Annotated in this window: 24 protein-coding genes and 3 tRNA genes; 16 read left to right on the forward strand and 11 right to left on the reverse strand. The window is 46.7% G+C overall.

Features of this window, described 5'->3' with window-relative positions:
* Nucleotides 1-55 precede the first annotated feature (55 nt).
* The 4 genes from L4D09_RS06570 to L4D09_RS06585 all read left to right on the forward strand — a co-directional run bounded on the left by L4D09_RS06570 (nucleotide 56) and on the right by L4D09_RS06585 (nucleotide 1896).
* Nucleotides 56-131 (forward strand) — tRNA-Phe (locus tag L4D09_RS06570).
* A gap of 42 nt (nucleotides 132-173) precedes the next feature.
* Nucleotides 174-249: transfer RNA gene (locus tag L4D09_RS06575), tRNA-Asn, on the forward strand.
* A gap of 43 nt (nucleotides 250-292) precedes the next feature.
* Nucleotides 293-368 (forward strand) — tRNA-Thr (locus tag L4D09_RS06580).
* Nucleotides 369-639: 271 nt separating this feature from the next.
* Complete coding sequence (locus tag L4D09_RS06585) at nucleotides 640-1896, forward strand: cyclic di-GMP phosphodiesterase (protein WP_428456697.1); 1257 nt, start codon at nucleotides 640-642, stop codon at nucleotides 1894-1896.
* 98 nt (nucleotides 1897-1994) lie between these two features.
* On the opposite strand, the gene mrcB is transcribed toward L4D09_RS06585, so the two are convergent.
* Nucleotides 1995-4442: a penicillin-binding protein 1B gene (gene mrcB / locus L4D09_RS06590; RefSeq protein WP_428456698.1), complete on the reverse strand. Its 2448-nt coding sequence runs from the start codon at nucleotides 4440-4442 to the stop codon at nucleotides 1995-1997.
* An 87-nt stretch (nucleotides 4443-4529) separates the two neighbouring features.
* A complete protein-coding gene (hrpB, locus tag L4D09_RS06595; protein ID WP_428456699.1) occupies nucleotides 4530-6998 on the reverse strand; it encodes an ATP-dependent helicase HrpB in 2469 nt (822 codons plus the stop codon).
* 39 nt (nucleotides 6999-7037) lie between these two features.
* Between hrpB and thpR the strand changes: the two genes are divergently transcribed.
* From thpR to panC, 8 genes are all read left to right on the forward strand, one after another.
* Nucleotides 7038-7649, forward strand: a complete 612-nt coding sequence (thpR, locus tag L4D09_RS06600) for an RNA 2',3'-cyclic phosphodiesterase (protein WP_428456700.1) — start codon at nucleotides 7038-7040, stop codon at nucleotides 7647-7649.
* Complete coding sequence (gene sfsA, locus L4D09_RS06605) at nucleotides 7650-8390, forward strand: DNA/RNA nuclease SfsA (RefSeq protein ID WP_428456701.1); 741 nt, start codon at nucleotides 7650-7652, stop codon at nucleotides 8388-8390. It abuts the gene before it with no gap.
* Between the two features lie 101 nt (nucleotides 8391-8491).
* A complete protein-coding gene (gene dksA / locus L4D09_RS06610; RefSeq protein ID WP_428456702.1) occupies nucleotides 8492-8941 on the forward strand; it encodes an RNA polymerase-binding protein DksA in 450 nt (149 codons plus the stop codon).
* 133 nt (nucleotides 8942-9074) lie between these two features.
* Nucleotides 9075-9959 (forward strand): tRNA glutamyl-Q(34) synthetase GluQRS, encoded by an 885-nt coding sequence (gene gluQRS, locus L4D09_RS06615; protein ID WP_428456703.1) that lies wholly within the window; start codon nucleotides 9075-9077, stop codon nucleotides 9957-9959.
* A 55-nt stretch (nucleotides 9960-10014) separates the two neighbouring features.
* Nucleotides 10015-11436: a polynucleotide adenylyltransferase PcnB gene (gene pcnB / locus L4D09_RS06620; protein WP_428456704.1), complete on the forward strand. Its 1422-nt coding sequence runs from the start codon at nucleotides 10015-10017 to the stop codon at nucleotides 11434-11436.
* A complete protein-coding gene (gene folK, locus L4D09_RS06625; RefSeq protein ID WP_428456705.1) occupies nucleotides 11433-11918 on the forward strand; it encodes a 2-amino-4-hydroxy-6-hydroxymethyldihydropteridine diphosphokinase in 486 nt (161 codons plus the stop codon). Before pcnB ends, folK begins: the two co-directional genes overlap by 4 nt.
* A 29-nt stretch (nucleotides 11919-11947) precedes the next feature.
* On the forward strand, nucleotides 11948-12742 hold the full coding sequence (gene panB / locus L4D09_RS06630; RefSeq protein WP_428456706.1) for a 3-methyl-2-oxobutanoate hydroxymethyltransferase: 795 nt from the start codon (nucleotides 11948-11950) through the stop codon (nucleotides 12740-12742).
* 9 nt (nucleotides 12743-12751) lie between these two features.
* The gene (gene panC, locus L4D09_RS06635; RefSeq protein WP_428456707.1) at nucleotides 12752-13627 is read left to right on the forward strand and encodes a pantoate--beta-alanine ligase; all 876 of its coding nucleotides are present in this window, start codon (nucleotides 12752-12754) and stop codon (nucleotides 13625-13627) included.
* A gap of 79 nt (nucleotides 13628-13706) precedes the next feature.
* Here the strand turns inward: panC and L4D09_RS06640 are convergent, their stop codons facing one another.
* Together L4D09_RS06640 and L4D09_RS06645 are read right to left on the reverse strand one after the other, a co-directional pair.
* Nucleotides 13707-14477, reverse strand: coding sequence for an ABC transporter permease (locus tag L4D09_RS06640; protein WP_428456708.1), 771 nt, complete (start codon nucleotides 14475-14477; stop codon nucleotides 13707-13709).
* Nucleotides 14474-15415, reverse strand: a complete 942-nt coding sequence (locus L4D09_RS06645) for an ABC transporter ATP-binding protein (protein WP_428456709.1) — start codon at nucleotides 15413-15415, stop codon at nucleotides 14474-14476. Before L4D09_RS06645 ends, L4D09_RS06640 begins: the two co-directional genes overlap by 4 nt.
* 214 nt (nucleotides 15416-15629) lie before the next feature.
* On the opposite strand from L4D09_RS06645, the gene can reads away from it, so the two are divergent.
* A complete protein-coding gene (gene can / locus L4D09_RS06650) occupies nucleotides 15630-16295 on the forward strand; it encodes a carbonate dehydratase (protein WP_428456710.1) in 666 nt (221 codons plus the stop codon).
* A gap of 54 nt (nucleotides 16296-16349) precedes the next feature.
* Here the strand turns inward: can and hpt are convergent, their stop codons facing one another.
* Complete coding sequence (gene hpt / locus L4D09_RS06655; RefSeq protein ID WP_428456711.1) at nucleotides 16350-16883, reverse strand: hypoxanthine phosphoribosyltransferase; 534 nt, start codon at nucleotides 16881-16883, stop codon at nucleotides 16350-16352.
* 225 nt (nucleotides 16884-17108) lie between these two features.
* Here hpt and L4D09_RS06660 point away from each other — a divergent pair, with 225 nt between their 5' ends.
* Complete coding sequence (locus L4D09_RS06660) at nucleotides 17109-17702, forward strand: TetR/AcrR family transcriptional regulator (protein ID WP_428456712.1); 594 nt, start codon at nucleotides 17109-17111, stop codon at nucleotides 17700-17702.
* An 87-nt stretch (nucleotides 17703-17789) separates the two neighbouring features.
* Here L4D09_RS06660 and L4D09_RS06665 read toward each other — a convergent pair whose 3' ends face one another.
* The 6 genes from L4D09_RS06665 to L4D09_RS06690 all read right to left on the reverse strand — a co-directional run bounded on the left by L4D09_RS06665 (nucleotide 17790) and on the right by L4D09_RS06690 (nucleotide 24025).
* Nucleotides 17790-18830, reverse strand: a complete 1041-nt coding sequence (locus L4D09_RS06665; protein WP_428456713.1) for an ABC transporter ATP-binding protein — start codon at nucleotides 18828-18830, stop codon at nucleotides 17790-17792.
* Nucleotides 18830-20458 (reverse strand): ABC transporter permease, encoded by a 1629-nt coding sequence (locus tag L4D09_RS06670; protein ID WP_428456714.1) that lies wholly within the window; start codon nucleotides 20456-20458, stop codon nucleotides 18830-18832. Before L4D09_RS06670 ends, L4D09_RS06665 begins: the two co-directional genes overlap by 1 nt.
* Before the next feature lie 175 nt (nucleotides 20459-20633).
* The gene (locus L4D09_RS06675; protein ID WP_428456715.1) at nucleotides 20634-21647 is read right to left on the reverse strand and encodes a Fe(3+) ABC transporter substrate-binding protein; all 1014 of its coding nucleotides are present in this window, start codon (nucleotides 21645-21647) and stop codon (nucleotides 20634-20636) included.
* Between the two features lie 222 nt (nucleotides 21648-21869).
* Entirely contained in the window at nucleotides 21870-23099 is a 1230-nt protein-coding gene (locus L4D09_RS06680) for an ammonium transporter (RefSeq protein ID WP_428456716.1), read from the reverse strand.
* 26 nt (nucleotides 23100-23125) lie between these two features.
* Nucleotides 23126-23464: a P-II family nitrogen regulator gene (locus tag L4D09_RS06685; RefSeq protein WP_036832809.1), complete on the reverse strand. Its 339-nt coding sequence runs from the start codon at nucleotides 23462-23464 to the stop codon at nucleotides 23126-23128.
* Between the two features lie 192 nt (nucleotides 23465-23656).
* The gene (locus L4D09_RS06690) at nucleotides 23657-24025 is read right to left on the reverse strand and encodes a YacL family protein (protein WP_428456717.1); all 369 of its coding nucleotides are present in this window, start codon (nucleotides 24023-24025) and stop codon (nucleotides 23657-23659) included.
* 122 nt (nucleotides 24026-24147) lie between these two features.
* On the opposite strand from L4D09_RS06690, the gene L4D09_RS06695 reads away from it, so the two are divergent.
* Both L4D09_RS06695 and L4D09_RS06700 read left to right on the forward strand, forming a co-directional pair.
* Complete coding sequence (locus L4D09_RS06695) at nucleotides 24148-25284, forward strand: sugar diacid recognition domain-containing protein (protein ID WP_428456718.1); 1137 nt, start codon at nucleotides 24148-24150, stop codon at nucleotides 25282-25284.
* 159 nt (nucleotides 25285-25443) lie between these two features.
* Entirely contained in the window at nucleotides 25444-26709 is a 1266-nt protein-coding gene (locus L4D09_RS06700; protein ID WP_428456719.1) for a GntP family permease, read from the forward strand.
* Nucleotides 26710-26716: the final 7 nt, after the last annotated feature.

Consider the following 26716-nt stretch of genomic DNA (forward strand, 5'->3'; position numbering starts at 1 on the left):
TTAGCAAGTACTGCGTAAGCAGTGTTGCAAGAGTTAACACTTCGGTGTGACTTTTGCCTCGATAGCTCAGTCGGTAGAGCAGAGGATTGAAAATCCTCGTGTCGGTGGTTCGATTCCGCCTCGAGGCACCATTATTCATCCGATATGATTTATCGTATTAGATAAAGAATAATTCCCCCTTAGTTCAGTTGGTAGAACGGCGGACTGTTAATCCGTATGTCGCAAGTTCAAGTCTTGCAGGGGGAGCCAAATAAATCTTAAGCTTTCGAGCTTAGGATAATAAAAATAATTTGCCGACTTAGCTCAGTAGGTAGAGCAACTGACTTGTAATCAGTAGGTCACCAGTTCGACTCCGGTAGTCGGCACCATTTTTGAAACCTCATCTTATGATGAGGTTTTTTTTTGCCTGTAAAAAAACAGCCCAACTTACACTACCCGCCATACGGTGCCGCGCGATAAAAGACATAGTGATACCTTCAATCGATAACCACCATATTACCCAGAGTGCATATTTGGCCTGTTGGTATTATGGTTTACAATTAAATTTTTCATTCATGCCAGTCGCTTATGGTCTCTTGCTGGCAGTGATACGGGGTACTCCACCCAAATTCTAATAACGACACAGGTCGCGCTGAAACTATGGCAAGCATAAAAATCTCAGTAGAGCGCTTAACCGAAGGTTTATATATCAAGCTCCCCTTACAATGGACAGATCACCCTTTTCTACTGAACCACTTCAAGATTAAAGACCAACAACAAATTCGCTTGATTAAAAACCTTGGCGTTAAATATGTTTTCTTGATCCCAGAAAAGAGTGATACCGAGCCACAAGGCCCTGAAGCGCACATAGAGGCGATTAGTAAACAAGAAAGCTTGTTCCTTGATAAACAGGCTGAAAAGCTGTGGCTAGAGAAGCAGGGGCGAATTACGCGGTTAAAAAACTATAAGCGGAAACTCCACCGCTGTGAAAAAAGTTTTGGCCGCTCAATGGCTCAATTGCGTTCCATTGTCGGTAAAATAAAAAGCCGCCCTGTCACCGCGATAAAAGAAGCCGAGATGTTAGTGGAAGAGATGGTGGATGCCCTGCTTGAATCTGACAATGTCGCGCTTCACCTGATGGGCGATAACAAAGAGAATGAAGATGTTTATTTTCACTCCCTGAATGTCGCAATAATGTCGATGATGCTAGCTCGCTCTTGCGGTATGTCACAAGAAGACATCAAAGCCATTGCCCTTGGGGCGCTGTTTCACGATATGGGTAAATTAAAGATCCCCACCGCTATCACGCGAAAAACCACCCAGTTAACCGATCCGGAAAACAACTACCTCAAGCTGCACACCAAATACAGCTTAGATCTAGCCAATTTGACTGATGACTTTCCTGAAGCGGCAAAACCTATTTTATATCAGCACCATGAGTTACTCGATGGCAGTGGTTACCCGAAACAACTTAAAGACGAGCAAATTGATCTAAAAGCACAGCTGGTTGCTGTTGTAAACGCTTACGATAACCTCTGCCACCCACAAGACCCAAATAAGGCGCGGATCCCTTATAGTGCTCTTTCCTTTTTGTTTAAAAACAAAAAGGCACAATATAACAATGACTACCTAGCGCTTCTTATTCGCTTAATGGGCGTCTACCCACCAGGCAGTGTTGTACAGCTGTCCAATAAGCAATTGGGGCTGGTTATTTCAGTCAATAGCGAAAGCCTGTTGCACCCCAACGTTTTGTTATACGACCCAACAGTACCATCAAATGAAGCACCAATTATCGAGCTTGAAGAGAGTGATCTGCGTATTGAGCAGGCAATCCCCCCCCATAAGCTCCCCGAAAAAATACATACCTATTTAAACCCTCGGGTTCGAATGTCGTATTATTTTGATCCTGATGATTAACACTCAGCGATACGGGTAAGCTAAAACGGCAAACGCTTCTCAAAAAAAACGCCTTGGTTGTAAGCCAAGGCGTTTTTCTTCAAACCTTTTTAATTATTCTACCAACTGAACATCTCTTTGATCCAACCAGCAGGCTGACTCGAGTCACAATAAGCTTTCGCCGAGCCATCGCTGTCCCAAACGGGTAACGAATGCTGGCCACTACAGTCTTGTGACAAAGTACCATTATCCAATCGATTAAATTTCACCGTGGTGAGCTTGGAAGGCCAAGTCAATCGCAATGGTTCAGGGTTACGTCGATGCAGGTAATCGCTATAAAGACGCAGTGCACCCGATGAACCGGTTAAGTTAATCGATTTATTATCATCTCGCCCGATCCAAACGGTCACGACCTCTCGGCCATCAACTCCCACATACCAGCTATCTCTGTTCTTATCGGTTGTACCTGTTTTACCCGCAAGCGCAGCCCAACCAAACTGAGGCTGTAAAAAGCGTGCAGTGCCTTGTGATACGACGTTCTTCATACCATAGGTTGTCAGCCATGCTGCTTGCTCAGGTACCGCCTGAGTCGCTCTAGGGAAGCTCTGATATAACATGCTTCCTTGTATATCAACCACAGAGCGCAGCGCTGTCAATTCTGCTTTCCGTCCGCTACTCACGACAGTTTGGTACATCTGGGTGACTTCATAAGGTGTGAGAGTAAAAGCCCCCAACAAAATAGATGGCAACTTCGGGATTTCATTGCGATCAACCCCTAAATCAACCATGGTATCAATCACCCCATCAAGCCCAACCTGTAAACCAAGATTGACCGTTGGTACATTCAACGATTTAGCCAACGCGTAGTACAGCGGTACTTCGCCTCTGAACTTGCGATCGTAGTTTCTCGGTTGCCAGCTGTTGCCCCGGCTCCCCGCCAATTTTATCGGCTTATCATCAATCGTTGATGCTAATGTAAATTGCTCAGGCTCTCGCAATGCAGAAAGGTAGACCGCTGGTTTAACCAAAGAGCCTATTTGCCGGCTTGCATCCAATGCACGGTTAAAGCCCGCATACCCCGGGCGGCTGCCGCCAACCATCGCACGGATTTCACCACTTTGCCTATCAGCAGCAACCAGTGCCGTTTCCACCTTAACGCCGGCCTTCTTATCGAGTTGCGGGATCATTTTTAATACCGCCTCTTCCGCTTCTTGCTGTGATAATGGATCAAGTGTACTAAAGACTCGCAAGCCAACACCTGGGGTAAAGTTATCACCGACTTTGTCTTTTAGTTCACGTTGCAACTGCTGAAAGTATGCAGGCTGACGGCTTGATATTCGCGGGCCATTCTTTTGCACATCAAGCGGGCGAGAAGCCGCCTGTTCATATTGGGCTCCATTTAGCGTACCGCTGTCCATCATCAAGCGTAAGATCAGATCACGACGCTGACGTGCACGTTCCGGGTTTCGCCACGGATTGTAATAAGAAGGTCCTTTCGCCATCGCAACTAACAGTGCTTGCTGGTCAATACGTAGCTCTTGCAATGGTCGCCCGAAATACAGCCTCGCCCCTAACGCGAAACCATGCACTTCCTTGCCGCCATTCTGACCAAGATATATTTCATTTAAATACGCCTCGAGGATCCGATCTTTGCTATAGCGATAATCGATGATCAACGCGATATATGCTTCACTTAACTTGCGCCAAAGTGTGCGTTCACGGGTCAGGAAAATATTTTTCGCCAGCTGCTGCGTCAAGGTACTCCCCCCTTGCACCGTGCGCCCAGCTTTCAAATTTACGACCATTGCACGTGCTATGGCCAACGGAGAAACGCCGTCATGATGATAAAAGTTACGATCTTCGGTAACCAGTAAGGCCTCAACCAGCACTTCAGGGAACTGCTCACGAGGCATAAAAATTCGCTGCTCACCTTCTGTTGTTCCGAGCATCCCAAGCATTTTAGGCTCGATACGCAAATAACCGAGTTGCTGCTTGCTACTGACCTCATGAATACTTTTAAGCTGACCGTCAGCAAACGTTAGCATCGTATGCCGTGCCCCTTCAGGGCCATCATCGAACTCAAAGGGGCGACGAATAATTTCAATCCGAGTCGATGAAGAAGAGTATTCACCATTACGCTGTGGTGTACTGACTTTGTGGTATTGCAATAAATCAAGCTCTCGCCTCACCTCGTTCAAGGTAATTGCTTGGCCTGGCTGCAAGTTCAATACTCGCCCATACACCACGGCAGGTAGATTCCACAGCTGTCCATCAAACTTATCGCGAACAACGTTATCAAGGTAAATACCGACCACCAGCAACACCGCAAAGATAGCAATAGCGACTTTAACCCCAAACCCGAGCAACCATTTTAGCCACACGGGTAGACGGGAAGATTTCTTCGCGGCAGCCTTTTTGCGACTTTTCGTTGATTTAGCAGGCTTTTTTTTCGCGGTCGATGCGGCTGGCTTGCGCCGCGTTGTTGGCTTTTTGGTGCCCGACTTTGGCCCCGGTTTTTTCGGAGCCTGCGCTGCAAAGCGAAGTGCCGGTATATTATTCAATGGCAAAATTCTTTATCCCTACCTCCTCAGCCGTCATCTTGCTGAGGAAATTAACATCATAATTTCAAAGAAATCTAATGAGCTTACTCAGCCCTACATGTATTTTTTGATTTTTCGAGTCGGAGCGTGTGTTGCCGGATCATCGGGCCACGGATGCTTGGGGTATCGCCCTTTCATTTCTTTTTGAACATCTTTATACGACCCCTGCCAGAAAGCAGCCAGATCACGGGTGATCTGGAGTGGTCGCTGAGCCGGCGACAATAACTCCAATACAACCGCCACTTTCCCATTAGCAATCTGTGGTGATGATTGTTCACCAAACATTTCTTGTAATTTCACCGCCAGTACCGGGTATTGCCCAACTTGGTAGCGGATCGGATAACGAGACCCCGTCGGCACTTGATAATGCGTTGGCAGGGCGTCATCAAGTAACTGCTTCTTATCCCAACCTAATCGCGCTTCCAATGCGGCCAGCACATCTAGCCTATCAAGGGCTTTTAGGGTTTTCATTCCATTCATATATGGCAATAGCCATTCGTCCGCAGCGGCTAGCAAGGCGTCATCGTCCATGCAAGGTAACGCTAATTCAGGCAGCCATTCGTTGGCACATCGCGCTCGCTCCAGCAGTTTCTCCGCCGCTGGTGTCCAAGGTAACACCTTAAGCCCTTTACGAATAATGGCATTTAACAATGCTTCACTGGCCTTTGCTGGATCGGGCGCACCCATTTCACGCCGTTCCAGAATAAGCTTACCGCAGCACAAATGTTGCTCTGCTGTTAGGCGGCCTTTCTTATCATCCCAATCAAGCCACTCATGCTCACTAAACAGGTGCGGTAATACACCTTGCAGACGGGATAAATTGGCTGCGACAGCAGAGAATATTCGGCTATCGCCCTGCCGTGTTTTGATCACATCAGCAACCACCAGCAATGCCTCATCTGCTAGCGGTTCGTCAGGCATCAGCATTGCGCCTTGCCCATTTGCCAATTGATAGCGGCTATTTTTGCCTCGAGAGAGAGCGATACGATCAGGAAAAGCTGCTGCCATTAGGGGGGCAATCCACTCTCTGTCCGGCACTAGCGCACCAGATTGGTGACCACCGAGTTTAGCAAGGTGTTGTTTAGCCCGTTGTAAGTAATGTCGACTTTTCGGTAACTTGCCACTTTCGAGCATGCTTAATTGAAAGTGCAGATCAGGGTTATTCACCCCTCTTGGCGGCTCTTCCAGCAATGCTACTAACATTGCAGCGGTTACCATGGCCTGCCTACCGTGAGTCTTACCGAGCAGCAATAAAGCGGCATGGCGAGGGTCGGCACCGAGCGATTGGATAGCTTTCCCTTGCTCTGTTAATTGTTGGCGTTCATCCATTGCACCGAGTGATTGCAACAAACGGCGTGATTGATCCACGGCTATCGTTGGTGGCACATCGAGCCAATGTAGATCTTTGGCATCGGTACAGCCCCACTGTGCAAGCTCCATGGCCAGTGCCGTTAAATCAGCGCGGAGTATTTCAGGTTGTGGGGTGGCGGGCTGGCGGGCTAACGCCTCTTCACTGTACAAGCGTAAACAGATCCCCGGCTCTAAACGGCCTGCACGTCCTGCACGTTGCTCGGCCGATGAGCGGGCAATGCGCACCGATTCCAATCGGCTGATCCCCGTTTTCGGATCCCATAACGCAATCCGCTCAAGGCCACAATCAACCACAATCCGGATCCCTTCAATGGTTAAACTGGTTTCTGCGATATTCGTCGCCAGCACCACTTTACGCTTCCCTTTGGCTGCAGGTTCAATCGCTTGCTGCTGCTGGCCTCCAGCTAATTGACCGTACAATGGGCTAATCACTACATGGCTATCTGTACGATCATTGAGTAATTCAGCTAAGCGGCGTATTTCCCCTGCCCCCGGCAAGAAAACCAACATCGATCCTGTTTCCGTATCAAGTAATGCCGTGATCTCACGTGCCATCGCTTCAATCAGGTTGACGGAATCGGCCAAGCGCTTATAACGATGGACAACCGGAAAGCAACGCCCCTCAGACTCGAGATACCCAGCATTGGGTAGCAGCTCAGTTAAAGCTTCTTCATCGAGCGTTGCTGACATCACCAACAGCTTCAGATCATCACGCAACGCCTCTTGTACTTCCAACGCCAATGCCAAAGATGTATCGGCATGGATACTCCGCTCATGAAATTCATCGAAGATCAGCAGATCAATGCCTTCAAGCTCGGGATCTTGCTGTAGCATGCGGGTCATCACCCCTTCCGTGACAATCTCTAAGCGGGTTTTCGCGCTGACTTTGGTCTCTCCCCTCACACGCAAGCCTATGGTTTCACCAACTTTCTCACCCAGCTGTTCGGCCAAATAAGCGGCAATATTACGCGCAGCAAGGCGGCGGGGTTCAAGCATGATGATCCGCCCCTGTAGATCTGCTTGCTGCAAGATAAACAATGGCAAACGGGTTGATTTCCCCGCCCCTGGCGGCGCTTTAAGGATCAATTGAGATCGGGACTGGAGTTGCTCAAGCAGCGGAGATAAAACGTCTTCGATAGGCAGCTGTGACAATGGGAACACCTTGTGTCATATTCAAACTAAGCTAAGCCATTGTACATCACCGTCATGAAAGAGAAAAAACAACGCCTATTCTTTGCCCTTTCTCCAGCAAAGAATTCGCCGAATTTTACGTCGTTATGCCAGCTGGTCGACACTCTGTCTGTTTTCGGCCGTCCAGTCCCACACGACAATACGCACATTACCCTTGCCTTTGTGGGCAATGTCTCTGAGTCAGAAATCAATACCTTAAGAGCCTCGACCTCCTCTATACACCTGCCTTCGCCCTTCACCCTTACGCTCGATGTCCTAGGGTATTGGAAACGCAGTAAAGTTCTATGGCTTGGTACTGAATTTTCACCGCCAGCCCTGCTTCAGCTCGCACAACAGCTGCAAACTCTCACCACTGATCTTGAGCTTTATCAGGAGGTTCGCCCTTACCGCCCTCATATTACGCTGACAAAATCGGTCGCCCATCGCCCGCAGCAATTGCCCGAATACAATAACTTTGCCTTTCATTTCGAGTCATTTGGATTGTATATTTCACACGTCAGCAATCAGTCAGGGCATCACGGTGTGAGCTACTCTAGCCTGCAGCAATGGCCGTTGCCACGAACGAATAATGAAAAAGAATATACCGTGCTCCGACATAAACTAGGAAAGTAAATGAAATTTGAACCTTCACTGCAGTCTGCTACCTTAATTAGGCGTTATAAGCGCTTTCTGGCCGACATCGAACTCGCTGACGGTACAGTCAAAACCATTCATTGTGCCAACACCGGCGCCATGACTGGCTGCGCCGATGCAGGCAATACGGTGTGGTATTCCACATCGGACAACCCGAAGCGTAAATACCCCAACAGTTGGGAGTTATCTCAAACCGCACAAGGGGATACGATTTGTGTTAACACCGCTCAAGCCAACCGTTTAGTTGTTGAGGCTATAAATGAAGGTGCCATCACAGAATTAACAGGCTATACATCGCTTCGCACAGAAGTAAAGTATGGTAGCGAAAACAGTAGGATAGATGTGCTTCTAGAGGCCAAGGATAAACCAGCCTGCTATATTGAAGTAAAGAGCGTTACCTTACTGGATAATGGACAGGGCTATTTCCCGGACTCCGTGACGACCCGAGGCCAAAAACATATACGAGAATTAATTGAAGTGGCACAAAGCGGACAACGTGCCATACTTTTTTTCGCTATTTTGCATTCAGGGATTGAAAAAGTAACCGCGGCACACCATATAGACCCGGAATATCATACTTTAATCCAACAGGCAGAACAGGAAGGTGTAGAAATCGTGTGTTACAAGGCGGTATTAAACCAACACGAAATCTACTTGGACCATTGCATAAAATTCAACCAACAGGTACCTCAAAGTGATGCTTTCTTCACATTGGTATAAAATTGAATATATGCAGCAATTGCCACATTACCCCCTTTCTGCTATAGATACCGCCCAAATTTAACCAGTGACGGTTATTAGGTATATTTAGGAGATGCTATATGCCAGAGAGCAAAGTTAAAAAATCGCTAGGCATCCTGGCTATTGCTGGGCTTGAGCCCTACCAGGAAAAAGCTGGCGAAGAATATATGGGTGAAGAGCAGCTAAAGCACTTCCAAAAAATTCTTGGCGCGTGGCGTAACCAACTTCGTGAAGAAGTTGACCGCACAGTAAACCATATGCAGGATGAAGCGGCTAACTTCCCTGATCCTGTGGATCGTGCAGCCCAAGAAGAAGAGTTTAGCCTAGAGCTTCGCAACCGCGATCGCGAACGCAAACTGATCAAGAAAATTGAGAAGACATTGCAGCGTATCGAAGATGATGACTTTGGTTTTTGTGACTCGTGCGGTATCGAAATTGGTGTCCGCCGTCTAGAAGCTCGTCCGACAGCTGATCTATGTATCGACTGTAAGACATTAGCTGAAATCAAAGAAAAGCAGATGGCCGGCTAATACCTTAGGTATTGACTGACTACTGTATCAAGAGGGAGCGTCAGCTCCCTTTTTCGTTTTTATCCATTACCAACCATCATCCGTTGTTGGCACCTTTTATACTCAACAGCTGTGAGGTTGGTTTAATTTATTTATGACTACAAACACAAATTACATTGGCCGCTTTGCCCCTTCACCATCAGGGCCGTTGCACTTTGGTTCACTCATTGCGGCACTTGGTAGCTACCTTCAAGCCAAATCACAACAAGGCTGTTGGTTAGTGCGAATGGAAGATCTTGACCCTCCCCGTGAAGTGGTGGGTGCAGCAGATGACATTCTGCAAACGCTAGACGCCTATGGGTTACATTGGGATGGCACTGTAATGTATCAGAGCCAACGTCATGCCGCCTACCAAGCCCAAATAGATCAATGGCTAACACATGGGCAGGCCTATTATTGCCAATGTAGTCGTAAACAAATTAAAGAAGCGGGTGGTTTCTACCCTGGAACCTGCCGCGATTTACAACGCCCAGCGACTGACAGCGCGATTAGGCTAAAGGTTGACTTGCCTGTCACCCACTTTAACGATCGTCGTCATGGCCGTATTGAGATCCCGCACCTTCTCGCCGAAGAGGATTTCATTATTCGCCGTCGAGATGGCCTTTATGCCTATAACCTTGCCGTCGTATTAGATGACATTGAACAAGGTATAACCGAGGTCGTACGCGGTGCGGATTTAATCGAACCCACTGGCCGACAGATTGGTCTATATCATTTGCTGGGCCAGCAAGCGCTTAGCTACTTGCATCTACCGCTGGCAGTGACTGAAAATGGCAATAAGCTGTCGAAGCAAAACCATGCGCCAGCAATAGATAAAGCCAATCCGAAACCCGCACTCATTCAAGCGATGCGTTTTCTTGGATTATCGCCGCCCGATGACTTACTCGCGTCAAATATCGAAGATATCCTACGCTGGGGCATCGAAAATTGGCAAATTGAGTGCTTACCAGAGTCAACTGCGATCACGCTAGGATTCTAAAATGCTTTGCTGTGATATATGATATGCGGCTGTTTGTTGAACCCGAACCACATAAATGAGGTGTATTATCTTTAATCGAGTAGCCAGCTTTTGCCGTAAGGTATTGAATCGCGATAATAGTACGCTCGACACCGAGGAACTCGCCTTGCAAGTTTATCAGCGCCAAGAGCACGGTATTTCACGTAAAGATATCAGCGAAAATGCGCTGAAGGTCCTTTATCGTCTAAATAAAGCCGGTTACGACGCTTATTTAGTCGGCGGGGGGGTTCGCGATCTCCTACTGGACAAACAACCGAAAGACTTCGACATTGCGACCAACGCAACACCAGAAGAAATTAAGCAGCTATTTCGAAATTGTCGCCTAATTGGCCGACGTTTCCGCCTTGCTCATATTCTTTTTGGTCGCGAAGTGATTGAGGTTGCCACTTTCCGTGGGCACCATGCAGATGCAAAACCGAGCCTTAAAGACAAAAAACAGGTTTCGGCTCAGAGCCAAGAAGGCATGCTATTGCGTGATAACGTCTATGGCACTATCGAAGAAGATGCTGAGCGTCGTGATTTTACGGTGAATGCTCTGTACTACAGTATCAAAGATTTCAGTGTCACTGACTATGTGAATGGCGTTGAAGATCTTGATAACCGTATTGTTCGTCTGATCGGCGACCCTGAAACACGCTACCGTGAAGATCCGGTACGCATGCTACGTGCCGTTCGCTTTGCTGCAAAGCTCGATATGGAAATTGAAACCAAGACCGCAGAGCCTATTGCACCGCTGGCAAGCCTTCTACAAGACATTCCATCCGCGCGTTTGTTTGAAGAAAGCCTGAAGCTACTGCAATCTGGCGACGGATTCGCAACTTATAAACTGCTACGAGAGTACAACCTATTCCAGCAACTGTTCCCGCTACTATCAGAGCACTTTACTGAAGAGCAGGACAGCCAAACGGAAGTGATGATCGAGCACATCCTAAAAGCGACGGATAAACGCTTAGCTGAAGACAAGCGTGTTAACCCTGCATTTATGTTTGCGGCCATGCTGTGGTACCCAATGGTGACTCGAGCAGAAGAAATCTCGTTCGCTAGTGGGTTGTCGTACTACGATGCCTTCATGGTCGCGTCAAACGATGTGCTGGATGAGCAAGTTAAAAGCATTGCTATCCCACGTCGTTTTACCACAACTGTTCGTGATATCTGGCAGCAGCAAATGCGCTTTAGCCGCCGCAGCGGTAAACGCGCCTTCAAAATGATGGAGCACCCAAAGTTCCGTGCAGCTTATGACTTCCTTGAGATGCGTGCCAACTTTGAAGGCGATGATATTGCAGAGCTCGCGCAATGGTGGAATAACTTCCAGTATGGCGACCGCAATCAGCGCGGCAAAATGGTACAGGCAATAAACGAGGGGGGGGAAGGAACAACCCGTCGTCGTCGTCGCCGTCCAACCCAACGTCGTAAAAAGCCACAGGCTAAATCATCATGATCCGTGCCTATATCGCTATTGGCAGTAACCTGAGTGATCCCGTCACTCAGGCAAACAGAGCCATTGAGATATTGAAACAACATCCTGACCTTACCGTGGTTGGGGTGTCATCACTTTACAGCAGTACACCGATGGGTCCTCAAGACCAACCGGATTACATCAACGCTGTTGTGGCCATCGATACAGCACTTACGCCACTGGCGCTACTTGACTGTACGCAGACAATTGAACAAGAGCATGGCCGCGTTCGCAAAGCGGAACGCTGGGGGCCGCGCACACTCGATCTCGATATTGTTTTATATGGCAATCTTGAGCATCACTGTGACCGCCTAACCGTGCCACATTACGGCATGAAAGTACGAGAATTCGTACTTTACCCACTTGCTGAAATTGCACCTGAGTTGGTACTACCGGATAACACTGCCTTGCAAAGCTTGCTGGCAGAGGTAGACCGTAATGGTCTGACTATTTGGTCAAAATAAGCCATTGCTTCGGTATTAAGGGAGAGAAAATGAAAAAAATCACGATTAACGACCTAATGAAATGGAAGCAAGAAGGTCGTAAGTTTGCATCTGTAACCGCTTATGATGCGAGTTTTTCCCAGCTTTTCGAGCAACAGGGGATGCCTGTTATGCTCGTGGGTGATTCATTGGGAATGGTATTACAAGGTAAACCAGACACTTTACCAGTAAGTGTGGCTGATGTTGCCTACCACACGCGCTGTGTGCGTGCTGGTAGCCCTAACTCACTTTTAATGGCCGATATGCCATTTATGAGTTACAGCACCCCAGAACAAGCTTGTGAGAGTGCTGCTGAACTAATGCGTGCTGGTGCAAACATGGTGAAGCTGGAAGGCGGCGCCTGGCTTGCTGAAACCGTCACTAAATTAACAGAACGTGCTGTACCTGTTTGTGCTCACCTTGGGTTAACACCTCAGTCAGTCAACATTTTTGGCGGCTATAAAGTGCAAGGACGTGACTCCGACCACGCAGAGCAGATGGTAAAAGATGCTATCCTGTTGAAAAATGCCGGTGCGCAAATTATCTTGCTTGAATGTGTGCCAGCAAGCCTGGCAGAGCGTATTACCAACGCGGTAGAAGTCCCCGTCATTGGGATTGGCGCCGGTAACGTTACCGATGGGCAAATCCTTGTCATGCATGACATGTTCGGCATTTCAGCAAACTATATGCCTCGCTTCTCCAAAAACTACTTGGCTGAAACCGGCGAGATGCGTACAGCTGTCACTAAATACTTAGAAGATGTCGAGGCCGGTACATTCCCTGGCCCAGAACATACCTTTGAATAAGGAATAAAAATGCAAACATTCGCCGAGATTGCCCCGTTAAGAGAACAGATCCGCAGCTGGCGCCGCGAAGGCCGCCGCATTGCATTTGTTCCAACCATGGGCAACCTACACGAAGGCCACCTGACGCTGGTTCGCAAAGCACGCGAACACGCAGATGTGGTTGTAGTCAGCATTTTTGTCAACCCAATGCAGTTTGACAAAGCCGATGATCTAAACAACTACCCACGTACGATGGAAGGTGATCTGGCTAAGTTAAACGGTGAAGCTGTTGAAGTGGTGTTTACGCCAACACCTGAAATCATGTACCCAGATGGCCTTGATCGTCAAACATGCGTTGATGTGCCCGGCTTATCTACCATGCTAGAAGGTGCATTACGTCCAAGTCACTTCCGAGGCGTATCAACCGTCGTCACCAAACTGTTCAATATTGTTCAGCCGGATGTCGCCTGCTTTGGTGAAAAAGATTACCAACAGCTTGCCTTGATCCGCCAAATGGTTATCGACATGGCGATGGATATCGAGATCATTGGCGTACCGACCGTACGTGAAATGGACGGCCTTGCAATGAGCTCTCGTAATGGCTACCTCACGGTTGACGAACGTCAACGCGCGCCAGTCCTTGCCCGCACAATGCGCTGGATCAGCAGCCAGATGCGTGGTGGCCGTAACGACCTTTCTGAAATCATTGTCGATGCCAATGATCAATTACGTGCCGCTGGACTACAACCGGATGAAATCTATATTCGCGATGCCAATAGCCTGCAAGCAGTAACTGAGGAAACACAGCAAGCTGTGATTTTGATGTCGGCTATCTTAGGAAAAGCCCGCTTGATTGATAATCAAGTCGTTGAGCTTACTCCACCATCAACGGCGACAGAGGAATAACCGCCCTTTACCGTTGAAAAAAAATCCCAGCTTCGGCTGGGATTTTTTGTTTCGGTATCACCCTCGGTAACGACAGTTGCTACGAGCGTAATCCAATACCTCTTGATATCAGAAAGTAAACGATGGCATAAAGCCCTACCGTAAACATCCCCAAAACGGCAAACGATGTCACGATCCCCACATCAGACACGCCAAGAAAGCCATAGCGGAACGCATTAACCATATAAACAATAGGGTTCAGTTTCGATACCCCTTGCCAGAATTCCGGCAGTAAACTTAATGAGTAAAACACCCCACCAAGATACGTTAATGGCGTTAAAACAAACGTCGGAATAATACTGATATCGTCAAATGTTCGAGCAAAAACAGCATTAATTAATCCACCTAGCGAAAACACCACTGATGTCATAAACACCGTCGCGACAATCACACCAAAGTGGGCAATCTGCAAATCTACAAAAAACAGTGATACAACAGAAACTATCAAACCAACGCCTAAGCCACGTAATACGCCACCACCCACAAAACCCGCAATAATGATGTAGTTAGGAACAGGCGCAACAAGTAGCTCTTCAATGTTATGTTGAAACTTGGCACTGAAAAATGACGAAGCAACATTGGAATATGAGTTAGTGATCACCGACATCATGATCAAACCAGGCACGATATATTCCATGTAACTGAAACCACCCATTTCACCAATTCGGCTGCCGATAAGGTTACCGAAAATAATGAAATACAATGTCATGGTGATTGCGGGTGGCACCATTGTTTGTACCCAAATACGGGCAAAGCGATTCACTTCTTTGGTGATCAGGCTTTTGAAGGCAACCCAATACTGCTGATTCATGATTGCGCTCCTTGTTTTGAGTTCTCACCCTTACTATTGGTAACGAGAGTAACAAACAGCTCTTCCAGACGGTTGGCCTTGTTCCTCATCGAGATCACATCAATGCCCTGCTGTGTTAACTGAGAAAAAACATGATTAAGACTCTCGCCCTTATTAATATCAACTTCCAAGGTATGATTATCAGGCAATTTCCACGTCACTCCATCAAGCTCAGGCTTGTTGCCATTCAACTTAATATCGAGAATAAAGGTTTCCACTTCCAACTTGCCCAATAATGCTTTCATCGATGTGTTTTCAATCAGCTCACCATTATTAATGATCCCGATATTGCGACACAACATTTCAGCTTCTTCCAAGTAGTGAGTCGTTAAAATGATGGTTACCCCTTGGCGATTGATATCTCGCAGAAAATCCCACATTGAGCGGCGCAGCTCAATATCAACACCTGCTGTGGGCTCATCCAGTATCAGCAGTTTAGGCTCATGCATCAGTGCTCGGGCTATCATAAGACGGCGCTTCATTCCCCCAGACAGGGTACGGGCGCGATCATTACGCTTTTCCCATAGATCAAGCTGCGAAAGGTACTTCTTCGCTCGCACTTTGGCGAGGGGACGATCAACGCCGTAATAGCCCGCTTGGTTAACAACAATTTGCTCAACCGTTTCAAACTGATTGAAATTGAACTCCTGCGGCACCAAACCCAATTGCTTCTTCGCCTCGACTTTTTGTCGGTCAAGATCATAGCCAAAAACGTTAACAGAGCCCGAAGACTTATTGACTAATGAACTAATTATGCCAATTGTGGTTGATTTACCAGCACCGTTTGGGCCTAGTAGAGCGAAAAAATCGCCCTCTTTAACACATAGACTCATGTTTTTCAGTGCATTAACGCCACCTTTATAGGTTTTGTTTAAATTTTTTATTTCCAATGCGTTCATAAAATGCGATCTTTATGTTAGAAATTTCACCGGAGGACTACTCCGATTTGCTAGCCAGCCAACTTGTGTATAGTGAAGCCGGTTTTCATATCTATCAATCTTATCATTTAGTGCTGATACATATGTGAATTGGTCGTACCCAACGAGTAAACTGAAGTGCCAACTTCAGCCGCTACTCCTTTGGTATACGAATGTATCAAATAAAGGCATTATCATGGCAGATATTAAACAGCTATTCGCAAATAACGTTTCTTGGTCTGAAAATATCAAGGAAGAAAAGCCAGAGTTTTTTACCCACCTCGAAAAAGCACAGCATCCTGAATATTTATGGATTGGGTGTTCAGACAGCCGCGTTCCAGCCGAGCGCCTTACTGGACTGGATTCTGGTGAACTCTTCGTTCACCGAAATGTAGCCAACCAAGTCATACATACCGATCTAAACTGTTTGTCCGTTGTTCAGTACGCTGTAGACGTGTTGAAAGTCAGGCATATCATTGTCTGCGGTCACTATGGCTGTGGGGGGGTAACGGCAGCTATCGAGAATCCACAACTTGGCCTGATCAACAACTGGCTATTACACATTCGCGATCTGTACTTAAAACACCGCTCCGATCTAGGTCAGCTCGCCCGTGAGGAATGGGATAACAAACTGTGTGAAATCAATGTTGCTTCACAGGTCTACAATCTGGGCAACTCCACGATTATGCAGCAAGCCTGGGAGCGAGGACAGCAGGTGAAGATCCATGGCTGGATCTACGGTATTGGTAATGGTGTGTTACGTGATCTTGGCGTAACGGCAACAAGCCGCGAATCACTCGAGATCAGCTACCAATCGGCAATGAGTGACATTCTACCTAAATTAGAGAACAGCCTTCGCTAACGCTCTGACATAAAAAAAGCGACCTTAGGTCGCTTTTTTTACAACTAAGAAAGATTAACCTTCTAGCGGGATCACTTTACCGATAAATGGTAAGTGACGGTACTTCTGTGCGTAATCAATACCCACACCAACGACAAACTCGTCTGGTATTACAAAGCCATACCAATCAACGTCAACATGTACTTCACGGCGTTCAGGCTTATCAAGCAATGTACAAATACGAATAGAGTTTGGTTCACGTAAAGATAAAATCTCACGTACCTTGTTTAAGGTATTACCCGTATCAATAATGTCTTCCACCAACAAAACATCTTTACCTTTGATATCGTCATCCAGATCTTTCAGGATTCGAACATCACGGTTACTCTCCATCGTGTTGCCATAGCTCGATGCAGTCATGAAGTCGACTTCATGAGGAAGGTCAATCGCACGTGCCAAATCAGCCATAAATACAAATGAACCGCGTAACAGTCCAACCATTACCAGATCATCCGAGTCTTTATAACACTCGGTAATTTGCTGTCCTAGCTCTTTTACTCGTGCCTGAACATCCTGCTCAGAAATCAATACTTCAACTGTATGCTTCATCTTTATCTCCATCAGAACGACTACACCAGTCGCCTGTCGGCCTACGGTAAAATGGACGCTCATTCTAACACTCATTGATGCGAATAGTTATTTTATCGCTTCTGTCAATTATATGACACACATTGAGTAAAAGCAGTTTGAATACACCCTGTTGCTCCTGTAAAGTTATCTGATAACCACTAATCATAAGTAAAACAAACACTTTAAAGCTAGGGAATAAGCGATATGGATACGATCGTAAAGAAAACCAGAACCCGCCTCTCTCCAGAAAAGAGGAAACAACAACTGCTTGACTTCGCGCTTGAAGTCTTCGCTCGTCGTGGTATAGGCCGTGCTGGTCATGCCGATATTGCTGACATGGCAAATGTTTCAGTGGCGACGGTCTTTAACTACTTCCCAACTCGAGAAGCATTAGTTGAGCAGGTGCTTTCTCAGGTAGAAGCTCACTTCCACCTGTTATTGAAAGAAAGCCTTGATACTACACAGCCAGTTGAAAGCCAGCTCACAACACTTTGCTATCGTTTAATCGATGATGTGATTGAGCAGCAAGACTGGGTAAAAGTATGGTTTGAATGGAGTACCTCAGTGCGCGATGAAATTTGGCCTTTGTTCACCAGCAGTAATCAGAAAAACTTCGATCTTTTCACTGCATTGTTTGAACAAGCTGAACCACACGCGTCACTTTCCGCCAAAGAGCAAGCTTGGCAATTCCAAGGTTTGTTCTATGTATTGTACCTACAAACAAATATCTCTCCTAACTGCGAACAAATGCAAGCACAGGCTGATACTCATATCCGTGCACTATTGCCTCGTCATTAGCCTCACCGTAAAAACAACAAAGGCCGGTAAAATACCGGCCTTTGTTGTTTAGTGAAGGTCATTCCTTCAAGCATGCCTGATGATGGCTTAACTTGCAGTCGCAAATACCACAGGCGCGTGCGGCTCTAACTCCACTGCCACCTTGTCACCCACGTTTAAAATCAGATGTGAATTAACAATCAAACTATGCCCTTGATAGTCAACGGTATAACGGCAGTTGTCACCCATAAACAGCTGTTCGGTTATCGTACCTAAGCCATTAACCTCCAGCTTTAACTTTAAGTTTTGCGGGCGGAGCATCCACTCAACCTTTGACTCAGGTTCGTAAGGTAAGTCGTTACTGACATTAATTGCACCAAAAGGTGTCGTCAAACTACCGGTGTCGGTCACCTGCGCAGGCAAATAAGAGCCGGTACCAAGAAATTCAGCCACAAAGCGACTGCTTGGTTGATAGTACAATTCTGTCGCGCAACCAAATTGCTCAATTACGCCATTATTCATCACTGCCATGCGATCGGAGAAAGCAAACGCTTCTTCACGGCTATGCGTAACAAAAATCGCTGTCACGCCTTGCGCTTTAAAGATTCGGCGGATCTCTTTGATCAGCCCATGTCGAACCTGTGTATCAATATTCGAGAAAGGCTCATCAAGTAAAATCAAATCAGGCTCACAGGCTAAAGCCCTCGCAATCGCCACACGCTGCTGCTGTCCACCTGAAAGTTGATGTGGATAACGCGTATCGAGCCCTGTTAAGTGCACAAGTGTCAGCATTTCCTGAACTTTTGCCGTCACTCGCGCTTTATCCCAATCACGTAAGCCGAAAGCAATATTCTCAGCCACCGTCAGATGGGGAAATAGCGCATAGTCTTGAAAGATCATTCCTATATTGCGTTTTTCGGGCGGTAGCCATGTCGTGCTATCGGCGATGGTACGATTGTTAATACTGATTTCGCCACTCTCTAATGGCAACAGTCCTGCAATCGCCTTTAACAGCGTTGTTTTACCGCAACCACTCGCTCCCAACAAGCAGACGATTTCATTGTCTTTGACTGGCAGTGATAGATTCTCCAGCACCGCCTGACCGTTATATTTACACGTCAGGTTAGTTACAGATAATGCATGATTCATCAGTGTTTCTGCTCCAAAGAACGGTTCACGATAACCAGAGGGATCAGGCCAACGAAAACCAATAAAATCGCGGGAAGTGCGGCTAGCTCAAGCTGCTCATCAGATGCGAAGTTAAATACATAAGTGGCAAGTGTTTCGAAATTAAATGGACGCAGCAACAAGGCTGCATTCAACTCTTTCATTGATTCGATAAACACCAGTAGCCCGGCAATCAGGCAGCCGCGGCGAATTAAGGGTAAGTGCACTCGACGCAACATTGGTAAAGAGGCATACCCCATGGTTTTTGACGCCATATCCAGCGATGGTGGAATTTTTGCAAGGCTACTCTCGACACTACCTATCGCTACTGCCGCAAAACGAACGACAAAGGCAAAGATAATCGCAAACATTGTGCCCGAGAAAATCAAACCAGGACGACCAAGCCCATTAGCGATAGTAAAATCATTTAACAAGTGATCAGCACTGGTCAGTGGGATCATAACGCCAATCGCTAGCACAGTTCCCGGTACGGCATAGCCCATAGACGAAATTCGTAATGGTATAGCCGTCATGCTACGGCCATCAAGACGGCGGTAGAAGTTCACAATGAGTGCTAAGATCACAGCACAGATAGCCGCGATGAGAGAAACTTTCAGACTATTAATGCTGTATTGTTGAAACTGATTCGTCCAACTGTCACCGAAATAGTGCCAAGCGTAGTAGCTTAATTGTGCAAGAGGAAGCAAGAAAGCCATCACCACTAGCCCCCAACACCACACCAGAGCCGCAACTTTCTTGCCACCGGTCAAGGTATAACGAATATCATCACCATGCTCGAACTCTTGCTGGAACAGCTTTTGTTTTCGACGACTAAACCGCTCTGCACTGATCAACAAGAAAATAACCATCAACATGATCGCAGAGATTTTCGCTGCTGCATTGAGGTTAGAATAACCCAGCCATGTATCATAAACCGCTGTCGTTAATGTGTTGATGGCAAAGTAGCTCACCGTACCAAAATCACCCAGCGTTTCCATCGCCACCAATGACAAACCAACAGCAATAGAAGGTCGAGCTAAAGGCAAGGAGATCCGGCGGAAACTGTCCCACGGCGAACAACGCAATAACCGGGCTGATTGCAGCAAGCTCGTGCTTTGCTCCATAAAAGCAGCACGTACCAACAAATAGATATAGGGATAGAGTACTAACGCTAAGACAAAGCAGGCTCCTCCCAAAGAACGGATATTGGGGAACCAATAATCTTGCACCGTTTGCCAACCAAACACATCGCGAAGCAGGATTTGGACAGGGCCAGCATAGTCAAACCAGTCGGTGTAGATATAACCAATGATATAACCGGGCATAGCAAGAGGGAGCACCAGTGCCCATTGTAAAATTTTCTCTCCCGGTAAACGACACATCGCCATGATCCAAGCCGCAGGAAGGCCAAAAATCACCGATAACAGCAATGTCCCCCCCACCAGCAAGAACGTATTCATGGTGTAAGTTGGCATGACGGTGCTCATGAGGTGTGCAAACACCTCGTCAGACGCGCCCATTGCGGTATAAAAAATAGCCAGAATCGGCAAAACCAGCAACAGGGAAAGCCCCCAGCCGCTGGTCTGCCAGAACATAAATTTTTCTTTCATTGCCTACTACTTAGTACTTTTTGCAATCAGACGGTGTAACCACAGCCTCACTACCATGCCAGAAGCACAATAAAAACCCTTTAATTATTAAGGAGTGAAGCTACCACAACTCATTGGAAAAAGTACTGGGCTTTAAACAAAAAATGGGGCGTTTAGCCCCTTTTTTTGTAAAAACTTATAGATCAAACTTTACTTCATCCAGAAGCTTGATTGCTGTGCTGTGATATTCTGCCACTTTATCAAGAGACAGCTCATCAGCATCGAAGTCACCCCATGATGCCACTAGCTCAGAGCGCTTAACACCCTCTTTAACTGGGTATTCGTAGTTAACTTCAGCATACATTTGTTGTGCTGTATCACCCGTTAGGAATTCCATTAACTTCAGCGCGCTGTCTTGGTTCGGTGCGTACTTAGCCATCGCCATACCACTGACGTTAACGTGTGTGCCATTGGCTTTTTGACCAGGGAAGTTAATCACAACCGCTTCAGCCCAAGACTTCTGCTTCTCGTCATTAACCATCTTACCTAGGTAATAGCTGTTACCCACTGCAAGATCACATAAACCTTCTTTAACGGCTTTCACCTGAGCGCGATCATTACCTTGTGGCTTACGCGCAAGGTTGTCCTTGAAGCCTTCTAGCCACTCTTTAGTTTCTGCTTCGCCGTAGTGAGCGATCATCGAAGAAACCAACGAAATATTGTATGCATGCTTACCTGAACGTGTACAGATTTTACCTTTCCACTCAGGTTTCGCGAGATCGATGTAATCAAACTCTGCCGGCAATGCACCAATACGATCTTTTGATGAGTAAACATTTCGCGTACGTAACGTTAGTGCGAACCACTCATCTTCATTGTCACGGTATTGAGCTGGTACATTTTGGTCAATCGTTTTACTATCAACAGCTTGAACTAAGCCTTTATCAGATAGTTCAACCAAACGGCTAATATCTGTTGTTAGCACGACATCTGCTGGGCTGTATTGACCTTCTTGCTGAAGCTTTTCTGCTAAACCGTCTTTCGCAAACATAACGTTTACTTTAATGCCCGTTTCTTGAGTAAACTCTTTGAACATTGGTTCAACCAAGAAAGGCTGACGGTATGAGTAAACATTTACTTCTTCAGCCGCCATAGCCGCTTGAGGAGCAGCCAGACCAAATAGGATTGCCGATGCCAACAGCTTTTTCATTATTCTTCCCTTAACGCAAAATGTAATTGTAATGATAACACTTATCAATATCACTGCAATTATACTGTGACATCTCTGTAAAACAATGCGCAAAGACAAGAAAAAGAAAAAAAACGCCACTAAGAAGTGGCGTTTATTAAAAGATGTGAACTAGATATATGTTACTAATTTCCTAATCACATGATGAATACAATCAACGTATTCCTTGGTCGATTAACATGCTTATTTCACGCTTACAAACTCAGGGTAAGCATCGATACCACAGTCATGTAAATCCATTCCAGCCAGCTCTTCTTCTTCGTTTACACGGATACCAACGGTGTATTTCAATACCGCCCACACAGCAAGGCTAGCACCAAATACCCAAGCAAAGATAACCGCTGCACCGAGTAATTGAGCACCAAAGGTCGCATCAGCATTGCTAAACGGTACGACCATTAAGCCGAAGAAACCACACACACCGTGTACTGAGATTGCGCCTACTGGGTCATCAATTTTAATTTTGTCTAGGCCGATGATACTAAATACAACCAAGGCACCAGCGATAACACCGACACCAACAGCAGCTAGCGGCGTAGGTGAAAGAGGATCTGCAGTAATTGCGACCAAGCCTGCCAGCGCACCATTCAAAATCATGGTCAGATCTGCTTTGCCCCATGTGGTTTTACATACCGCTAAGGCTGCAATGGCACCCGCAGCAGCGGCGGCATTAGTATTCAAGAAGATTTGACCAACCGCAGTTGCGTTTTCAAAGTCAGAAAGCATTAGCTGCGAGCCGCCATTAAAGCCGAACCAACCCAGCCATAGAATGAAGGTACCCAGTGTTGCAAGTGGCATGTTTGAACCTTGGATAGGGTAAATCTCACCATTCTTGCCGTATTTACCTCGACGAGCACCCAGTAGCAACACACCTGCTAGCGCTGCTGCGGCACCAGCCATGTGAACAATACCAGAACCTGCAAAGTCACTAAATCCAGCTTCTGATAGGAAACCACCACCCCATGTCCAGTATCCTTCCATTGGATAGATAAAGGCCGTTAGTACCACCGAGAAGAGTAGGAATGACCACAGCTTCATGCGCTCTGCTACCGCACCTGAAACCACAGACATCGCTGTTGCAACAAATACAACTTGGAAGAAGAAGTCTGACTCAAGTGAATGGTCTGCACCTTCAGCTTGCGTGCCTATTAGTGCACCAATCGACGGTAGCCAACCACCTTCGGAATTACCGACATACATAATGTTATAACCGACCACTAAATACGTGGTACAGGCGATGGCATACAAACAAAAGTTCTTGGTTAGGATTTCAGTGGTATTTTTCGAGCGAACCAAACCAGCTTCTAGCATGGCAAAGCCTGCTGCCATCCACATTACCAGTGCGCCAGATATCAAAAAGAAAAAAGTATCGAGTGCATAGCGCAACTCTGTAACGGTTGTTGTTAATTCCATAATCTCATCCCCTACTCATCTTATTCTTATAAAGCTTCTAAATCGGTTTCACCGGTACGAATACGTACAGCATGGTCTAGGTCATAAACAAAAATTTTGCCATCACCAATTTTGCCGGTTTGTGCCGCTTTTGAAATCGCATCAACAATGGCATCAAGGTTGTCAGCTTGCGTCGCTATCTCTAGTTTGACCTTCGGCAGGAAGTCCACTTGATATTCTGCACCTCGGTACAATTCGGTATGGCCTTTCTGACGACCAAATCCTTTGACTTCAGAAACGGTCATCCCTTCGACCCCTACATCCGCTAATGCTTCGCGAACATCATCGAGTTTGAATGGTTTGATTATTGCGTTGATTAGTTTCATTGCCTGCTCCCCAATATACGAAGTTCCTTCCCGTTATGGTTATTTAACAAACAAGCAACGTGCCAACTTTTTTAGTTCTTTATTTTCAGTGAGTTAACAAAAACCCCCTTTAAAAACGCAAAAGGGCTGCACCAGTAAGGTGCAGCCCTTTCACTAAAAGGAAGCATTTATTCGATTAGATCGCGCCAATAATTAAAAACGCGTAACGAATGCCCGCCAAGCTTGCAATACCAACTCAAAATCCTCAAAGCCACACAGTGCTAAAGACTCTTCATCGTAGAAATCAAAATCATCTTCCAGCTCAGTATCGTCTTGTGAAAACAAGAAATTAGCTTGTATCAACGCTTCATTATCTTGCAGGGTCAAAGTGAGTTCATCGCCAATTAAGCGCCATTCTTGTGTGCTATTTTTAAGTGCACCAAGCTGGAACATCACCTCATCCATGCGTTCAAAATTTTTGCCTATCTCTTCAAGCAGCCAGCGACCCAACGCCTCATGGCCCATTGAAAACGTGGCGTGATAGCTACCATCCAAGGTATTTTTCTTAAAATCGTAATCCATAGCTATCCTCTTGATTAATGCCGAACATACTGATCCCGATGGTGATAAACTGGTTCGATACATGCTATTACTGTCGGTAATAAGCGTAAGCGAAGCGCACATTGTCAGGATCTGAAATAGAAATGCAACTCAATGGGACTATCGCACGACAAATCGTCGAGCGTGCAATGAAAATCATTAACCATTCCGTCAATGTCATGGACGAATACGGTCGTATCATTGGCTCTGGTGATCCTTCTCGACTCAATGAACGGCACGAGGGGGCAATTCTTGCTCTCAATGATAATCGAGTGGTTGAAATTGACCCTGCGACAGCCCTACAACTCAAAGGCGTAAAACCCGGCATTAACCTTCCGATCCGCTTCAAGCAACAAACCATTGGTGTCGTTGGGATCTCAGGTGACCCAACTGACGTGCGTAGTTACGGTGAGCTGGTCAAGATGACAGCAGAGCTTATTGTCGAACAAGAAGCCCTTATGTCACAGATACAATGGAATAAACGCCACCAAGAAGAATTGGTTCTCCAGTTGATCCGTGGCAGTGAGCTCAATGAGTCACAATTGCTATCCATTGCACAGAAACTCTCACTGGATCTTACCCAACCTCGTATTGCCGCTATCGTAAAAGTCATCCCTTCCAAAGGTGAAAACCTATCCCTTGAGCACTTGCAGCGCATGGTGCATTTACTTGAGCACCCTGAACGTGACAACCTGGTCGGGATCACCTCTGTCTCAATGAATGAGATTGTAGTATTAAAGCCTATCCACTTGACGAAAGAAGGCTGGTCACGCGAACTCGAACTCAAGCGCGTCAATAAACTCATGCGCCGCGTCGCAAAAGAAAGTCACTTCTCTATCAAAATAGCACTGGGGGAATATTTCACAGGACTTCATGGACTTGCTCGTTCATATCACACCGCAAAAGCAACGTTAGAATCGACAACAAGCGATGATACTGTCCTTTTTTACCAAGATCACATCTTACCTGTGTTGCTGAGCGGCCTAAGACAAGACCCGTGGCGCTACGAGCAATTAAAGCAACCATTAGTGCAATTACAACAGAGCGATCCGCGCGGCACCCTATTGAAAACGCTGCAGGCATATTTTGCGCAGAATTGTGACTTAGCTCAAACGTGTGAATCGCTGCATGTTCACCGTAATACACTCCGCTATCGCCTTGACCGTATAGAGCAAGAAACCGGCCTTTATTTCAATAACATAAGCGACAAGACTCGCTTGTACCTTGCCTTAATTAATTAAACTGAAAAACAAGAAATTGTGCACCTGCACAAAATAGCCACGCAGTGGTGACTTCTTTTTGTTGCCTCGCCTAAAGCTAAACACTGCGAGTCGCAGTACATTCCATATCAGCAAAGTTTTTTGACGTATCCTTTTTCTCTGATCTCTGGAATAAAAAACATGGTAGAAGTATCAACACTGGGGGCACTGGCTGCTCTTGTAGTGGCCATTAGCCTGATCCTTAAAAAAGTCCCGCCAGCGTATGGTATGATCATTGGTGCCCTTGTCGGGGGGATTGTCGGTGGTGTCTCACTCACTGACACGGTAAACCTGATGATTGGCGGTGCTCAAGGCATCGTTACTGCCGTCCTGCGAATTCTTGCAGCAGGTGTACTTGCTGGTGTGTTGATTGAATCTGGTGCCGCGACGTCCATCGCTGAAACCATTGTCAAAAAGGTCGGTGAAACCCGTGCATTATTGGCACTGGCTGTTGCCACTATGATCCTGACAGCTGTCGGTGTGTTTGTTGATGTTGCTGTTATTACAGTTGCACCCATTGCCCTGGCGATTGCCCGCCGTGCCGATCTTTCCAAAATGGCCATTTTGCTGGCAATGGTTGGCGGCGGTAAAGCGGGTAACATCATGTCCCCGAACCCCAATGCAATTGCTGCTGCAGATGCATTCAATGTCCCGCTAACTTCGGTTATGGCTGCTGGTGTTATTCCAGGTCTGTTTGGCATGGCTTTCGCCTACTTCATTGCTAAGAAGTTAGTTAACAAAGGAAGTAAAGTTCAAGAGCACGAAGTGGTTGCCGTCGATCATAGCCGCCTGCCAAAGTTTGGGGCTGCTATCGTTGCTCCATTGGTTGCCATCGCATTACTTGCGCTACGCCCTATTGCGGATATCAATGTCGACCCTCTAATTGCCCTACCACTTGGTGGCCTTGTGGGAGCAATGGTTATGGGCCGTTTCCGTGACACAAACCATTTTGCCGTATCTGGACTGACTCGAATGGCACCCGTTGCTGTCATGCTCTTAGGTACAGGTACACTCGCTGGGATCATCGCGAACTCCGGTCTGAAAGATGGCTTGATTGATATGCTTACCGCTTCCGGTTTGCCTTCATACCTATTGGCACCTATTTCTGGCTCAATGATGGCATTAGCGACCGCTTCAACGACAGCGGGTACCGCTGTTGCTGCCAGCGTATTTAGCTCGACCATCCTTGAGTTAGGTGTACCCGCACTGGCAGGTGCCGCAATGATCCATGCTGGTGCAACCGTGCTTGACCACATGCCGCACGGGAGCTTCTTCCATGCAACGGGTGGTGCTGTTCACATGGATATCAAAGAACGTCTTAAGTTAATCCCTTATGAATCTGCTGTTGGTTTATTAATTGCTGTTGTTTCAACCCTTATCTTCGGTGTATTTGGCTTCTTCGTTTAAGGAATAG

The organism is Photobacterium makurazakiensis, from assembly GCF_050336715.1.
In the GTDB taxonomy this organism is placed as follows: Bacteria; Pseudomonadota; Gammaproteobacteria; order Enterobacterales; family Vibrionaceae; genus Photobacterium; species Photobacterium makurazakiensis.